The 14,879-nt window shown below is 51.7% G+C and carries 13 protein-coding genes and 1 tRNA gene; 4 read left to right on the top strand and 10 right to left on the bottom strand.

The window, feature by feature from the left end; translation table 11 throughout:
* Positions 1-46 precede the first annotated feature (46 nt).
* A tRNA-Arg gene (locus BKD14_RS08155) sits at positions 47-123 on the top strand.
* 105 nt (positions 124-228) lie between these two features.
* Here BKD14_RS08155 and BKD14_RS08150 read toward each other — a convergent pair.
* Entirely contained in the window at positions 229-951 is a 723-nt protein-coding gene (locus BKD14_RS08150; protein WP_075655116.1) for a hypothetical protein, read from the bottom strand.
* Positions 952-1,182: 231 nt separating this feature from the next.
* On the bottom strand, positions 1,183-2,241 hold the full coding sequence (locus tag BKD14_RS08145) for a GNAT family N-acetyltransferase (protein ID WP_075655114.1): 1,059 nt from the start codon (positions 2,239-2,241) through the stop codon (positions 1,183-1,185).
* A 354-nt stretch (positions 2,242-2,595) separates the two neighbouring features.
* Here BKD14_RS08145 and BKD14_RS08140 point away from each other — a divergent pair, with 354 nt between their 5' ends.
* Together BKD14_RS08140 and BKD14_RS08135 are read left to right on the top strand one after the other, a co-directional pair.
* Positions 2,596-2,988 (top strand): GFA family protein, encoded by a 393-nt coding sequence (locus BKD14_RS08140; RefSeq protein ID WP_075655112.1) that lies wholly within the window; start codon positions 2,596-2,598, stop codon positions 2,986-2,988.
* A gap of 65 nt (positions 2,989-3,053) precedes the next feature.
* The gene (locus BKD14_RS08135; RefSeq protein WP_028233851.1) at positions 3,054-3,500 is read left to right on the top strand and encodes a pyridoxamine 5'-phosphate oxidase family protein; all 447 of its coding nucleotides are present in this window, start codon (positions 3,054-3,056) and stop codon (positions 3,498-3,500) included.
* Positions 3,501-3,511: 11 nt separating this feature from the next.
* Here the strand turns inward: BKD14_RS08135 and BKD14_RS08130 are convergent, their stop codons facing one another.
* Both BKD14_RS08130 and BKD14_RS08125 read right to left on the bottom strand, forming a co-directional pair.
* Complete coding sequence (locus BKD14_RS08130; RefSeq protein ID WP_022711821.1) at positions 3,512-3,949, bottom strand: PACE efflux transporter; 438 nt, start codon at positions 3,947-3,949, stop codon at positions 3,512-3,514.
* 335 nt (positions 3,950-4,284) lie between these two features.
* Positions 4,285-5,133: a mechanosensitive ion channel domain-containing protein gene (locus BKD14_RS08125; protein ID WP_022711822.1), complete on the bottom strand. Its 849-nt coding sequence runs from the start codon at positions 5,131-5,133 to the stop codon at positions 4,285-4,287.
* Positions 5,134-5,380: 247 nt separating this feature from the next.
* Between BKD14_RS08125 and BKD14_RS08120 the strand changes: the two genes are divergently transcribed.
* Positions 5,381-6,577 carry a crosslink repair DNA glycosylase YcaQ family protein gene (locus BKD14_RS08120; protein WP_075655110.1) on the top strand — a complete coding sequence of 399 codons (1,197 nt, stop codon included), beginning with the start codon at positions 5,381-5,383 and terminating at the stop codon, positions 6,575-6,577.
* Between the two features lie 7 nt (positions 6,578-6,584).
* Here the strand turns inward: BKD14_RS08120 and BKD14_RS08115 are convergent, their stop codons facing one another.
* The 6 genes from BKD14_RS08115 to BKD14_RS08090 are packed head-to-tail and all read right to left on the bottom strand — an operon-like array spanning position 6,585 to position 14,821.
* Complete coding sequence (locus BKD14_RS08115; protein ID WP_075655108.1) at positions 6,585-7,496, bottom strand: hydroxymethylglutaryl-CoA lyase; 912 nt, start codon at positions 7,494-7,496, stop codon at positions 6,585-6,587.
* Between the two features lie 17 nt (positions 7,497-7,513).
* On the bottom strand, positions 7,514-9,211 hold the full coding sequence (locus BKD14_RS08110; protein ID WP_139316363.1) for an AMP-binding protein: 1,698 nt from the start codon (positions 9,209-9,211) through the stop codon (positions 7,514-7,516).
* Complete coding sequence (locus BKD14_RS08105; RefSeq protein ID WP_075655106.1) at positions 9,208-11,226, bottom strand: acetyl/propionyl/methylcrotonyl-CoA carboxylase subunit alpha; 2,019 nt, start codon at positions 11,224-11,226, stop codon at positions 9,208-9,210. Before BKD14_RS08105 ends, BKD14_RS08110 begins: the two co-directional genes overlap by 4 nt.
* Complete coding sequence (locus BKD14_RS08100; protein ID WP_075655753.1) at positions 11,219-12,025, bottom strand: enoyl-CoA hydratase/isomerase family protein; 807 nt, start codon at positions 12,023-12,025, stop codon at positions 11,219-11,221. Before BKD14_RS08100 ends, BKD14_RS08105 begins: the two co-directional genes overlap by 8 nt.
* Positions 12,026-12,030: 5 nt before the next feature.
* A complete protein-coding gene (locus BKD14_RS08095; protein ID WP_075655751.1) occupies positions 12,031-13,635 on the bottom strand; it encodes a carboxyl transferase domain-containing protein in 1,605 nt (534 codons plus the stop codon).
* Positions 13,636-13,648: 13 nt separating this feature from the next.
* Positions 13,649-14,821, bottom strand: coding sequence for an isovaleryl-CoA dehydrogenase (locus BKD14_RS08090; protein ID WP_139316362.1), 1,173 nt, complete (start codon positions 14,819-14,821; stop codon positions 13,649-13,651).
* Positions 14,822-14,879: the final 58 nt, after the last annotated feature.

Below are 14,879 nucleotides of genomic sequence, written 5' to 3'. Positions count from 1 at the left end.
GATCGCTTGGGTTAGAACGGCTTTGCTTTATATCAAAAGCGACTGCGCACCCGTAGCTCAGCTGGATAGAGTGCTGCCCTCCGAAGGCAGAGGTCACAGGTTCGAATCCTGTCGGGTGCGCCATAAAAATCAATCGCATGAATAAAATGTTGTTTAATCCGGCTTACTGCATAGATGAACATCACCTCCGTTTCGCACACGGACTTCCGTTATCAAATCTCTGCATTTTCAGCTGGATGACTCAGGCACAAGTGCAATTTTAAGTCCCTGTCCCTGAAGATAATCAAGCACCGCATAAAGCATGATTAAAATGCCAAATAGCTCCAATGTTTCTTCCATCGTCGAAACAATGAGATAGGACGGGGTAAAAAAGGTTTCATCGGCCAGAACAGCGCCGATCCCTTCGAAAATCAAGGCGCCGGTCACAAAAACAGCACCAGCTACAAAGAACAATATTGTTGTGCGTCGTGGCAGTGTAATCAGCCACCGGATGTAAATCAGAGCAATGATAAGCACGACAAAAACAGCCGGAATGATCCACGAAAAAAGTGCCTGAGTTGTACCGGGAACTACATAACCATCTATCCGCCACAAACCATGCATATCGGTTGCCTCATCAAGCGACATATAAAAGAATATCACTGCCAAACCCCACCATGCGATTGCAGAGCGTGATCGTAATCGCTGAACCCATGCGGCCAGCGCCAAGCTACATGCTGTCACAAATAACTGGATCACGGAAAACCAGGTTGGTATGTTCATTTCCCGGTTGAGGTCGAACATATGGCCAAAGCGGTTAATCGGGTCCATCGCCACCCCACAGGCTTTGGTATACCAGCACACCATAACAACAGAATGAAAAAATATAAGAATGGCAATTGCACTCGCCAATATGAGTGCAATAAAAGACGGCCGGATATTGAAGTACTGATGTTCCTGAGTTTGTTGCATCGTCTTCCCCCGAAAAATGCATCCTCATATATACATTTTACAGCAACAATAGATTTGCTTCAACTGAAGCAATGCAACTGACTTTTACTTCTTCATCTGCACGTAATTTGGCACGAGTTCTCCCGCTGGCCTATACAGTCATCCTCCGCATTGTCTCATCAGCCCCCATGCCCGTTGTTGGCTCCAATCAGGTGCTTTGACGCATCTTTCGATGCGTCAAAGTTTCAGGTTTTAGCTGGCTTCCGTTTCGCGTTTGCGTCTGAGCAAAGCGTGAAAATCCGGATCACCGCTCAATGACTGGAGTGCCCAGAATCTTTCAAGCCATTCAGCCTCTCCCTCCCAATCACTCTCGATCAGCAGGCGGATATTCTTAAGCGCATTCTCCCTGTCCCCTGAGAGCGCATGCGCGCCGGCAGCGTGGAAATGACACCAGTTGATCTCCTGACTTGCCTTTTCAAAATGCAAAGCAAGATTCAGACAGGTTTCATAGGTCAAATCACCGATATTTTCAGCAGGAAGGCTGCAACTATAGGCCATATGGTGATCAAGCTCTGTCAGTCCGACAGCTTTACCAATGGCCAGCGATCCTTTGTTTGAAGCATGACTGTGCCATTCGATACCGTGAATGCCCCGTCGGATGCATTCCGCAAGAGTTGCAGAAGACACAGCACGTCCCAGCCCCATACGCCGGAAAGCAGGATCTGTGTCCACACCAATTTCGCAGCGCGTTCCAGAAACACTATCCGTCAGGCAATGGCTTACCATTGCTCCCTGATGTAATGCGCAGAAGCCGACTGCATTTTCAAAGAAGGCGTCCGCAGAACCCCATCCTTCCGCCTTCTCCTCCAGCAACTCAATGTTTTCCGGATTGCGGCTAAAGAGTTCCTGATTAATCGGAACGATTTCAAACTCTGCTGATGGCAGATAAGGTTCCGGCAGCGCATTGCCTGCAACATATCCCATACGGATACGGGGATGCGGCACGACAAACTGATTGCCCCAGATTTTGGTGAAATGCGGAAACCAGCATTCCTCGGCAAACAGATAAGCCCAATCCGGAATGATATCCCTGATATCATTCGCAGTTTGTTGCGAAATATCCGGATTTCCGGCCAGAAAATACCCGTCTCCATTGATGACGATGACAAGCTTAGGGTTTACCGGACTGTCCGCCCAGACTTCCCCGTCGATTGATCCGTCCAGAACGGAAGCGATAGTGACATGAATTGAAGAAAGTTCAGCCAGAATGGCCTGAGCGGCCGGATAGGCCTTTTGCTCTAATTTTTGCATATAAAAGCGATCCTATGGATGCGATGCTATGCATTCGCACCATGAGTGATACCAGTCGGAACTGATAAACTGTTCCGTGTACAGCCGGCTTACGCCCGCCGGCATCCGGCGAAAAAGTAACTGTCATCCTGATACCCCGCTTTTATCTCAAACATACTGCAATCACGTTGCAGAACAATCAGATATGGCTGGCAGAAGTGAAGCACAAGAGATATTTGCGCTCCACTTTGAGACCTCTTCAAGTCTCGACAAATACCTGACAAAAACCCACAATCACACCTCTCAGCCCCCCTGTTCTTGCTTTTTGCAGAGCTTAAACGGAATAATAACTTGCCTATCCAAAGGAGAAAAACCATGGAGACGTTTACAGGCGGGTGTCTTTGCGGAAATCTGCGGTTTTCCGCTACAGGAAAGCCCTATCGGGTTGGTATTTGCCACTGCCTTGATTGTCGCAAACATCACGGCGCTCTTTTCCATGCATCAGCAATATTCCCGCAGGAGGCTGTCGCTATCAGCGGTGATACCCGCAGCTATGCGGAGCGCTATTTTTGCCCGCAATGCGGTTCTACGGTCTTCGGGCGATCGGATGATGAAATTGAAATAAATCTGGGCTCACTTGATGAGCCGAACCAATTCGTACCAACTTATGAATTATGGACTATTCGCCGTGAAACATGGCTTCCGTCCTTCCCGCTTCAGAGGAAATATGAGCGAAACCGCACTTCCACGCGCCGTCAGGAAGAATAAAATCTGAGCCGTAAACTTCCGGATGTGCTATATTGAATTATACCCGCACATTCACGGAGGTCACGATGTTAATCCATGACATGCCCCGTCCGGAAGTTGAGGAAATGCTGCGCCATGTAGGCATCGGCTATCTGGCCTGTTCGGTTGAAGACAAGCCCTATGTAGTGCCGCTCCGTTTCATACACAGCAACGGTTATCTCTATTCCCTGACTTCCGAGGGGAAGAAAATGGAGCTCATGAGAGCCAACCGCAATGTATGCGTCAGCTTCTCAGATGTTCATGGCTCCAATAACTGGCGCTGTCTGGTTATTTCCGGTCATTTTGAGGAAATACCCAAATCCCTGAGCAAAGACAGCCTGTATTATCACGCACATGAGCTGCTGGCAGCCGGTGCGAACTGGTGGGAACCCGCTTATGTCAAAACCATTTTGCGGGGTGAGGAACGGCCGTTAGAACCTTTATATTTCAGAATATCGGTTCTTGAAACGACCGGCCATCAAGCCCAGCCCTGAGAATGGCTGAATTATTCAGCGGCAACCATTGCCTGCGGCAGCGTAAAGATCATGTCAAAAATATACGTAAAAACAAACGTATAAATCAGGAAGAACAGCAAGAGCACAGCTTCCATCTGAAAGGCTTTCCAGAAGCCGACAGAATACCAGACCATATAAATCGGAATGATAATCACGAACAGGCCGAACTCAAATATGAAAGCATGGGCAATACGCACCCAGACACTGCGTCCGGTTGACTGACGGCGTGCCTCCCATTTCTCAAACATGAGATTAAATGTGTAATTCCACGTCACAGCGATGAGAGAAACGGCAACAGCAACCGGCAGAGAGCCCTGCGCGTCGCCGCCGCTCAAAAACATCAGCAGCAAAGTTGAAGCGGCAATCGCAATAAGTTCAAAAGTACCGACATAGACAATACGCCGCTTAAGCGGTTTAAGCACGAACATAGACAGCTCCTGAGCAGAATATGTCGCATTCACTGCGCCCACTCTGCTCGTTCTGGATTCTCGGATGCGCATGCCACAAAGCGTTAAATGTATCCGTTTAACGGGGACACATCCTGAAAATCTGACTTGTGAGCCGGCACGCCCCGGCACTCATAAAAACGGGAAAAAATCAGCAGATCGCGGTTTTCCATCTGCGAAATTCAGAAATAAGAGCCTCAACCGGATATGTCAACAGATGAGCCGCCACTAATTAGATCAAGCTAAATTGAATAGAGTAATGTGCGGACAAAATTTTGATCGCCCGCACATCCTTCAAACACGCATAAACTACAGAATTAACTCGTCACCTCGGAACGATGATAAGTGACCTGCGGATAAGGAATGTTAATGCCCTCATCGCTGAATGCGGATTTCACCCGTTCCGTTGTCGTATTGCTGACCGTGAAATAATTCGGCGCCTCAATCCAGTAACGGCAACTGATGACCACAGAACTGTCTGCCAGCTGGGAGACAAAATAAATCGGCTCTGGTGTTTTCAGCACGCCTTTTTGTTCGGAAATAATGGTTTTGAGAATAGTGAAGGCTTTTTGCACATCATCCTCATAACCAATCCCGACTTTAAAATCATGCATACGGGCTTTGTGGCGGGTGAAATTGGTAACCGGCGTATTCCAGAGAACCGAATTGGGTGCCATGACGAACAGCCCGTCATAGGTTTTCAGCTCTGTCGAAAACAGCCCGATTTCCTGTACGGTACCGGCAATTGCACCCGCATTAATATATTCTCCGACTTTGAAAGGGCGCAAAACCAGCAGCATAATACCGGCAGCAATATTCTGTAATGTGCCTTGCAATGCCAGGCCGATAGCCAGACCAACAGCACCCAATGCGGCGAGAATTGAAGCAGTCTGGATACCAAACTGCCCCAGCACCATCACCAGAACGACAACCAGAATGCCATAGCGAACAGATGCGCTGAAAAACACAACGAGCGTCTGGTCGAAGCCTTTGAATTTGGAAAGGGATTGCCGCGTCCAACGCTGCAAGATCCCTGCGATAATCCAGCCAACACTGAGAATGATAATCGCGCCGATTGTTGAAAGCGAGTAACTTAAAACGAGATTGGAAATCTGGATGGCAAGGGCATTGGTATTTTGAATAAATTCAGCTGTCTGTTCCTGCATGTGTCATCTTCAGTTTAATGTTTGATAGCAGCGAAAATGGTGAAATAGCTCTTTATCCGTCAATAATTTAATGCACCAGAGGTTTAAGACAAGAGACTATCGCGGAAATCACTGCGAGTACGGGCACATAATTTGTTTCAGCCTGAAATTCTGAAATGCTGAATATATTTCGCGGAAAAAGACATCATGGAATAACTGCACATGTCATGTTAAAAATTGCGAATATCTTCCGTGAACAGGATAGCCAATGCCTGACGCATTATTAAACAACCGTGATGCGCGCCGTCTTTTTCTTCACCGGCATCAGCTTTTATGTCGAGAAACCGGATCAGGCAAAGGTGCGGATTTGTCCGGTGTTTTAACCGATCTCGGCTTTGTGCAGGTCGATAGTGTGAATACACTTGCGCGGGCGCATGATTTTATTCTGTGGTCGCGCCGCAGCCGCTATCAGCCCGAAGCACTCAACAATCTGATTGCCACTGAACGCAATGCATTTGAACATTGGACCCATGATGCTGCAATCATTCCCATGCAGTTTTTTCCGATGTGGCGCTTGAAATTTGCCCGTGACGAAGCCCGTATGAAGCAAAGATGGTCAAGCTGGCGACGGGACGGCTGGGCTTCGCAGTTTGATGAAATATTGGGCCATGTCGAAAAGCACGGACCAACCACCTCCTCCGATGTCCGTGGCGACACGCCTGCCTCATCCGGTGGCTGGTGGAACTGGCATCCTTCAAAAACCGCTCTGGAATTTTTGTGGCGTTCAGGACGGCTGGCGATTAGTCACCGCGAAGGTTTTCGCAAGTTTTACGATCTGACGGAGCGGGTCATACCGGAACCGTTTCAACACTCACAAATGCATGAAGCAGAGATTATTGACTGGGCAATGTCCGCATCAATGGATCGTCTTGGCTTTGCAACGCATGGTGAACTTGCTGCATTCTTTGACATTGCAACACGCGAAGAGGCAAAACAATGGTGCATTGAAGCCAAAGCTGTAGGTCGTCTCGTCGAGCTTGATGTTGAAATGGCTGACGGTTCTCTGCGGCGTTGCTACTCCACACAAGCACTCCTGAATTCCGTGTCTGACTTGCCGGAACCGTCATCACGTGTGCGGATATTATCGCCTTTTGACCCTGCCCTGCGTGATCGGGCACGGGCTGAAAAACTGTTCGGGTTCTATTATCGTATCGAAATATTTGTACCGGCACCGAAACGCCAATATGGCTATTATGTATTTCCGGTCATGCAGGGAGACAGGCTTATTGGCCGTATTGATGCGAAGCGGGAGGATAAAAAGCTCGTCATTACGGCATTCTGGCCGGAACAAAGCATCAAAATGGGTAAAAACCGCATTACAGCGTTACAGGCCGAACTGGAGCGCATCGCATCATTTCTGAAGCTGACAGAACTATCTTACCTGCCGAACTGGTTGCGGAATTAGCACTGCATCACGCCGTTCCTGCAGAAGATTGACGGCTGATTGCCCGTGCAACCCGTGAGGATGGCGAGCGGCCAAGCTGAGCGCTGATCCAGACGGCGCAATCCACCAGCTGTTTCAGGTCGATACCGGTTTCCACACCCGTCCGGTTAAACAACCAGACCAGATCTTCTGTCGCGACATTGCCCGTAGCGCCTGCCGCATAGGGGCAGCCGCCCAGCCCTGCGACCGAGGCATCAAAAGCTCTTACACCCAAGGCATAGGCCGCCACAACATTGGCGATAGCCATGCCATAAGTATCGTGAAAATGTCCGGCAAGAGCCGTAACGGGAACCTGCGCCCCGATACTTTCGATCAGCCGTTTAACACCATCGGGCACGCCGACACCAATCGTGTCGCCCAGACTGATTTCATAACAGCCCATATCGATCATTTCTTTGGAGATGCGCGCGACCCGTCGCGGATCAATATCTCCCTCATAGGGACAGCCCAGCGCACAGGAGACATAGCCGCGTATTTTTAGTCCCATTTTCAGAGCCTGTTCTGTCACCGGCGCGAAACGCTCCAGCGATTGCGCAATTCCGGCATTGATGTTCTTGCGGCTGAAAGACTCCGAAGCCGCAGCAAATACGGCAACCTCTTTTGCACCTGCGGCCACCGCTGCCTCAAAACCTTGCAGATTAGGAGTGAGCACCGAATAGGAAACGCCTTCATGGGTTTTCAGTCCCTGCATAACCGCCGCCTGATCCGCCATTTGCGGTATCCATTTCGGAGATACAAAAGCCGTCACCTCAATGTTACGCAAACCGGCCGCGACCAGACGCTCGATCAGTTCAAGCTTGATACCTGTGTCAATAATCTGCTTCTCATTTTGCAGACCATCGCGCGGGCCGACCTCAACAATTCTGACACGCTCTCCCATTATGATCTCCCGTCAGCTTACGCTGTTCTGCTTTCCTCGAGTCCCAATTCTTGCATCATCCGCTCGCGAATAATGTATTTTTGTATCTTACCTGTCACCGTCATCGGAAACTGATCGACGAATTTAACATGATGCGGGATTTTATAATGCGCGATCTGCCCCTCGCAGAAAGCGCGGATGTCCTCAGCGGTCAGTTCGGCATCTGCACGCAAAATAATCCATGCGCAAACCACTTCACCATATTTATGATCGGGAACACCCACAATCTGAACATCCCTGATTGCAGGATGGCGAAACAGAAATTCCTCAACCTCACGGGGATAAATATTCTCGCCGCCACGGATAATAATATCCTTTATCCGCCCGACAATATTGCAATAGCCCTCATCATCAATGGTTGCGAGGTCGCCACTATGCATCCAGCCACCCTGATCCACGGCCTCATCAGTCTGGCGCTGATCGTCCCAATAGCTATGCATAACCAGATAACCGCGCGTACAGAGCTCTCCCGATACACCACGCGGCACAATTGTTCCGCTGCTATCAATGATCTTCACTTCGCAATGCGGCTGAACCCTGCCAACCGTTGAAACACGGCGTTCAAAACTGTCATCCACGCTGCTTTGAAACGACACCGGCGATGTCTCTGTCATACCATAGGCGATTGTGATCTGTTTCATATGCAGATGCTCGATTACCCGCTTCATCACCTCAACCGGACATGGACTGCCCGCCATGATACCGGTGCGCAGGCTTGAAACATCGAATGTTGCAAAGTCAGGATGATCGAGGATGCTGATGAACATGGTCGGCACACCATATAATGCGCAGCAATGCTCATTCTGCACGGCCTTCAGCACGGCTAAAGGTTCAAAAGACTCCGCCGGATAGACAATCGTCGCGCCATGTGTGAGGCATCCGAGATTACCCATCACCATCCCGAAACAATGATAGAGCGGCACGGGAATGCACAGCCTGTCGCGGCTTTGCAGGCGGATTGCATCGCCGACAAACCGTCCATTATTGAGAATATTGCGATGCGTGAGTGTCGCCCCTTTCGGCGAACCGGTTGTGCCTGAGGTAAACTGAATATTGATGGGATCATACGCATTCAAACCCGCAGCAATCTGCTGCAATGTGTCCAGTTCTGCCACTTCCGGCGCAACAAGCAGATCGTCGAAATTAATCATGCCGGATGTTTTGTCTGTGCCGAGGCGTATAACCCATCGCAATTGCGGGAAACGCTCAATCCGCAGATTATACGGGTCTGAAACAGGGATTTCCGGCGCTAATTCGCAGAGCATCGCAATGTAGTCGCTGCTTTTAAAACGAGGAGACAGGATAATCGCCCTGCACGCCACCTTGCTGAGTGCAAAAGCAAGTTCGGTCAGACGGTAGGCCGGATTGATATTAACGAGGATCAGACCTGCTTTTGCCGTGGCAAATTGCGTTAAAACCCATTCGGCATTATTGGGCGACAGGATCGCAACCCGATCTCCTTTTGTCAGACCGAGGCGTAACAAGCCGCAAGCCAGAGCGTCCACTTTTTGACTGAGTTCGGCATAGGTCAGCCGTATATTCTGATGCACTGAGATCAGGGCATCAACATCCGGATATCGCAAACAGGTTTCATCGAAAAACTGGCCGATTGTGGCTTCTATCAGCGGATGTTCCGTCACGCCTTTCACCAAGCTCAGTTTTTCTGTCACTTTCATTCCTCCTGTGAGGTCAGCGCAAGCTGCTCCTTTGCCTCTCCGTCTGCGGGCTCAAAATCAGCCAGTTCCGTTCCTTCATTGACCTGATCGCCGACAGCGCAGCGGAAGGCTTTCACATAGCCCGCAGCAGGTGCGGTTATTTTGAATTCCATTTTCATGGCCTCAACGATCAGAAGCGGCGTGCCTTTTGCAACCTGCTGCCCCTGCTCCACCAGCAAGGCGGTAATACTGCCGGGCATGGGTGCCACGAGCCCGTCATGGGCAGTTGCGTGTTCCGGCGACACATCAAGCGGATCAAGCCATTCCGGCTTCCAGCTTTGTCCATCTGTGAAAAGGTGGATGAAATTGCCTGATCTGACTGCCGTGAAGGTTTTACGCAGCTCGTCAATCTCGGCAATGATGCGATTGCCCTTGTCTTGTCGGCCGGTGGCGGTGACATCAAGCGAACCTGTCTGCAACCGGTATCCTCTGCCCAGATAGGTCACAGAGACAATGTGCTGTGCCGCGCCATAGCGGAAAATCAGATCACGCCTGGCCTGTATATTGAGCCGGAAACTGTCGCGCCGCTGCAAGAAAGAAGATAACGGAGCCTCATCGGCCTCATGCAGCAATTGCGCCAGTGCCGCTAACAGAAACACTTCAGCGGGCGGTTCCTGCGCTTCAGGAAAGAGCGCCGCAATTTCCCGTTCAATCAAGCCCGTATCAAGATCAGCCTGCACAAAGGAACGGCAAGTCACGAGACGCGAGAGAAACTCAATATTGCTGGCAATGCCCGCAATCTGCATATCGGCCAGTGCACGTTCCATGCGGCGCAGGGCTTTGTCTCGCGTTTCATCCCAGACAATCAGCTTGGCGATCATCGGATCATAAAACCGGCTGATCGCATCTCCCTCCTCAACACCTGCATCAATACGCACATGAGCGTTTTGCTCAGGCAAATGAAAATGCACAAGCTTGCCCGTTGACGGCAGAAATCCGGCAGACGGGTCTTCCGCATAGATACGCGCCTCTATGGCATGGCCGGAGTGAGACAACTCCTCCTGCGTAATGGGCAACTGCTCACCACTCGCAACGCGCAACTGCCATTCCACAAGATCAAGGCCGGTTATCATTTCCGTTACCGGATGTTCCACCTGAAGGCGGGTATTCATCTCCATGAAATAAAACTGCCCGTCAGGCGCAACGATAAATTCGACCGTGCCCGCACCCGTATAATGCACTGCGCGCGCGGCATCTGTGGCGGCCTTACCCATGATGCGGCGCTGCTGTGCGGAAAAATGCGGTGCCGGTGCTTCCTCAACGATCTTCTGGTGTCTGCGCTGCACCGAGCAATCCCGCTCGAACAGCGAGACATAATTGCCGTGACTGTCGCCAAAAATCTGAATTTCAACATGGCGCGGGCGGGTAATATAGCGCTCGATCAGCACATGATCGTCGCCAAAAGCCGATTGCGCCTCACGCTGACAGGCAAGCAGGTTTTGCGTAAATTCCTCAGGCCTTTCAACAAGCCGCATACCTTTGCCACCACCGCCTGCCGATGCTTTGATGAGGACAGGATAGCCGATTGCATCGGCCTCCCGCTGTAGCTTTTCAGGTGTCTGATCTTCCCCGTGATAACCGGGGATCAGCGGAATACCCGCCGCACCCATCAGCCTTTTCGCCTGTGACTTCAAACCCATGACCCGAATGGCTTCAACCGGCGGACCGATAAAGACAATTCCGGCCTGCTCACAGGCAAGGCAAAAAGCTTCATTTTCCGAGAGAAAACCATAGCCGGGGTGAATGGCCTGTGCACCGGTGGCTTGCGCCGCAGCAATGATTTTTGCCCCGTCGAGATAGGATTCTTTTGGTGGCGCAGCGCCGATATGAACGGCCTCATCCGCCAGCCGCACATGCCGCGCCTGCGCATCGGCATCTGAAAACACAGCAACCGTGCGGATACCCATGCGGCGGGCGGTTTTGATGATGCGGCAGGCAATTTCGCCGCGATTGGCAATCAGAATTTTGTCAAACATCATCTGATCCTGTCCGGTTTATCCATGCCGGTACCCGCTTATCGAGAAAGGCGCTCAGGCCTTCACGGGCTTCCGCATTCATACGCAGAGCAGCAATATTATGCGCGGTTTCCTGCGCCAATGCATCGCCCATCATCTTGCCTGCAACATTGCGGATCAACCGTTTTGCGGCGGCCTGTGCCTGCGGGCCGCCTTTCAGCAGAGCCGATATCAGATCATCAATCGCAGCATCGAGCGTCTCCGCTTCCGTCACTTCATGCACAAGGCCGATTTGCAGGGCTTTTGCAGCATCAATGCGCTCCGCAGTCAGAAAATACCGTGAAGCCTGCCGCACACCGATAGCGCGCAGCACATAGGGGCTGATAACCGCCGGAATAATGCCGAGCCGCACCTCGGATGTGGCAAAACTTGCCTGCGTTGAAGCAACACAAATATCGCAGGCAGAGGCGAGCCCCATGCCGCCGCCCAATGCTGCACCATGCACACGGGCGATTGTCGGCTTGGGTATCTCGGCCAGAATGCGAAACATCTGTGCCAGCTTTCCTGCATCGGCAAGATTGGCCTCAAAACCGGCCTCACCGGCAGCTTTCATCCAGTTGAGGTCACCGCCTGCGGAAAAGTTTTTGCCGCGGCCGGCCAAAATCACAATACGGGTCTCGTCATCCGCACCAAGCTGCGTAAAGGCCTGTGTCAGTTCGGCAATGAGCGCAGCATCAAATGCATTATGCCGTTGCGGACGGTTCATCCAGATGGTTGCCACGGAGCCGTCGCGGGTAATTTCCAAGGCCTCATACATGATTTGCCTCACATTCTGAAAAGACCGAATTTGGTTTCTTTCACCGGAGCATTCAGCGCAGCAGCCAGTGAAAGACCGAGAACGCGGCGGCTTTGGGCGGGGTCAATAATGCCGTCATCCCAAAGGCGGGCTGTTGCATAATAGGGATTGCCCTGCGTTTCATATTGCTCGCGGATCGGCGCCTGAAACGCTTCTTCAGCCGCAAGGCTCCAGCTTTCTCCGCGCGCTTCCAAGGCATCACGCCGCACACGGGCGAGCACGCTTGCTGCCTGCTCACCACCCATCACTGAAATGCGGCTATTCGGCCATGTCCACAGAAAGCGCGGCGAATAAGCTCTGCCGCACATGCCGTAATTACCTGCACCAAAAGAGCCGCCGATCAGCATGGTGATTTTAGGAACCTGAGCCGTTGCCACAGCCGTCACCATCTTTGCGCCGTCTTTGGCAATACCGTTATTCTCGTATTTTCGCCCAACGATAAAACCGGTGATATTTTGCAGGAAAACCAATGGAATATGCCGCTGCGCGCAAAGCTCGATAAAATGCGCACCTTTCTGCGCGGATTCACCGAACAGAATACCATTATTGGCAATGAGACCGACCGTTGCGCCATAGAGTTGCGCAAAACCGGTCACAAGCGTCGCGCCATACCGCGCCTTGAACTCGTCAAAGCGTGAGCCATCAACCAGCCGCGCAATCACCTCGCGGACATCATATGGATGGCGCGGATTTGCAGGAATAATACCGTAGAGTTCTTCAGACGGGTAGAGCGGTTCTTCACCGCCATTGAGCAGATCAGGTTTTGCCGCGATATTCAGATTGGCAACAATCCGGCGGGCGATTGCCAGCGCATGAGCGTCATTTTCCGCAAGATAATCGGCCACACCGGACTGGCTTGTATGCACATCAGCACCACCCAGTTCTTCCGCTGTGACCACTTCACCGGTTGCTGCCTTGACCAGTGGCGGCCCGCCTAAAAAGATGGTGCCCTGATTGCGCACGATGATTGTTTCATCCGACATTGCAGGCACATAAGCACCGCCTGCCGTGCAGGATCCCATCACCACGGCAATCTGCGCAATGCCTTTTGCCGACATATTCGCCTGATTATAAAAAATCCGGCCGAAATGCTCACGATCAGCAAACACCTCATCCTGTCTCGGCAGATAAGCACCACCGGAATCCACCAGATAGATGCAGGGCAGATAGTTTTGCTCGGCAATTTCCTGCGCACGCAGATGTTTTTTGACCGTGAGCGGATAATAGGTGCCGCCTTTAACCGTCGCATCATTGGCGATAATCATACATTGCGTGCCTGAAACGCAGCCTATACCGGCCACAAGACCGGCACTCGGCGCATCATTGTCATAAAGACCATTTGCGGCAAGCTGTCCGATTTCCAGAAAAGCCGTACCGGCATCAAGCAGCAGATCAATGCGCTCCCGCGCCAGCAATTTGCCCCGCGCTTTGTGCCGTGCCGATGCGACCTCCCCGCCTCCGGCACAGGCAATTTGGCTGCGGTCACGCAGTTCTTCCACCAGAGAGCGCATGGCAGCTTGATTAGCTGTAAACTCCTCACCATGCACATTGAGAGCAGTTTTCAGAACACTCATATCCATGCCCCGATTATCTGGTTTCAGCCATTAATTCCCGCCCGATCAGCATCCGGCGGATTTCTGAAGTCCCTGCACCGATTTCGTATAATTTGGCATCGCGCCACAGCCGTGCCGCGGCATAATCATTCGTATAGCCGCAACCGCCGAGTGTCTGGATTGTCTCTCCGGCCATCCATGTCGCTTTTTCTGCGGCATAGAGAATGGCGCTTGCCGCATCTTTGCGCAGGGTTCGGGAATGGTCATTGCGGTCGCATACCGCGCCAACAGCATAGACATAGGCACGCACGGCCTGCCATGTGGAATACATATCGGCCAGCTTGCCCTGCATGAGCTGGAAATCGCCGATCGGCTGGCCGAATTGCTTGCGCTCATGCATATAAGGCAGCGTGATATCCATACAGGCAGACATAATGCCGAGCGGCCCGCCGCTCAGAACCACGCGCTCATAATCAAGCCCCGACATCAGAACTTTAACGCCGTTGCCCTCACCACCGAGCACATTTTCCGCAGGCACAAGGCAATTGTCAAAGAACAACGGGAATGTGTTTGAGCCGCGCATGCCGAGCTTATCAAGATGCGCACCATGACTGAAACCGACCATGCCTTTTTCGACGAGAAAGGCTGTGATGCCTTCTGCCCCTTTGCCGGCACCGGTTCTTGCGTAGACAACCAATACGTCTGCATCGCCGCCATTGGTAATCCACATTTTCGAGCCGTTGAGGCTATAGTGGTCTGCCTGCTTCTGCGCCTGTAGTTTCATTGACACAACATCAGAGCCCGCATCCGGCTCCGACATTGCCAAAGCACCGACATGCTCCCCTGAAATCAGCTTGGGCAAGTATCTAGCTTTTTGCGCGGCACTACCATTGCGGCAAATCTGATTGACGCAAAGATTGGAATGGGCGCTGTAAGACAGGCCGACAGAGGCGGAAGCACGCGAAATCTCTTCCATCGCCACAATATGCGCAAGATAGCCCATGCCGGTGCCGCCGTCTTCTTCCGGAACAGTGAGGCCGAGCAATCCCATAGTCCCGAACTTCTTCCACAGATCGGCAGGAAATTGATTGCTGCTGTCGATATATGCCGCGCGGGGCGCAATTTCTGCCTCAGCGAATGCACGCACACTATCCCGCAGCTGGGCGATTTCCTCTCCCAAAAGGAAGTCAAGGCTTGGCGTCATCAACAACAGTCCTCCCAAACCGTTTTGCAGTTTGCCTATGTTGTACCATAAGCCGGTATCT

The organism is Pseudochrobactrum sp. B5, assembly GCF_001939785.1.
Lineage (GTDB): Bacteria > Pseudomonadota > Alphaproteobacteria > Rhizobiales > Rhizobiaceae > Pseudochrobactrum > Pseudochrobactrum saccharolyticum.
Note: the sequence above shows the minus strand (reverse complement) of the source record. Positions and strands in the feature narration are given on the sequence as shown.

Coding starts and splice junctions, on each gene's coding strand:
- BKD14_RS08095 (WP_075655751.1), bottom strand. CDS start 13,635: ATGAGTGTTCTGAAAACTGCTCTCAATGTGCATGGTGAGGAGTTTACA.
- BKD14_RS08145 (WP_075655114.1), bottom strand. CDS start 2,241: ATGCAAAAATTAGAGCAAAAGGCCTATCCGGCCGCTCAGGCCATTCTG.
- BKD14_RS08105 (WP_075655106.1), bottom strand. CDS start 11,226: ATGTTTGACAAAATTCTGATTGCCAATCGCGGCGAAATTGCCTGCCGC.
- BKD14_RS08135 (WP_028233851.1), top strand. CDS start 3,054: ATGTTAATCCATGACATGCCCCGTCCGGAAGTTGAGGAAATGCTGCGC.
- BKD14_RS08110 (WP_139316363.1), bottom strand. CDS start 9,211: ATGAAAGTGACAGAAAAACTGAGCTTGGTGAAAGGCGTGACGGAACAT.
- BKD14_RS08120 (WP_075655110.1), top strand. CDS start 5,381: ATGCCTGACGCATTATTAAACAACCGTGATGCGCGCCGTCTTTTTCTT.
- BKD14_RS08140 (WP_075655112.1), top strand. CDS start 2,596: ATGGAGACGTTTACAGGCGGGTGTCTTTGCGGAAATCTGCGGTTTTCC.
- BKD14_RS08150 (WP_075655116.1), bottom strand. CDS start 951: ATGCAACAAACTCAGGAACATCAGTACTTCAATATCCGGCCGTCTTTT.
- BKD14_RS08115 (WP_075655108.1), bottom strand. CDS start 7,496: ATGGGAGAGCGTGTCAGAATTGTTGAGGTCGGCCCGCGCGATGGTCTG.
- BKD14_RS08125 (WP_022711822.1), bottom strand. CDS start 5,133: ATGCAGGAACAGACAGCTGAATTTATTCAAAATACCAATGCCCTTGCC.
- BKD14_RS08130 (WP_022711821.1), bottom strand. CDS start 3,949: ATGTTCGTGCTTAAACCGCTTAAGCGGCGTATTGTCTATGTCGGTACT.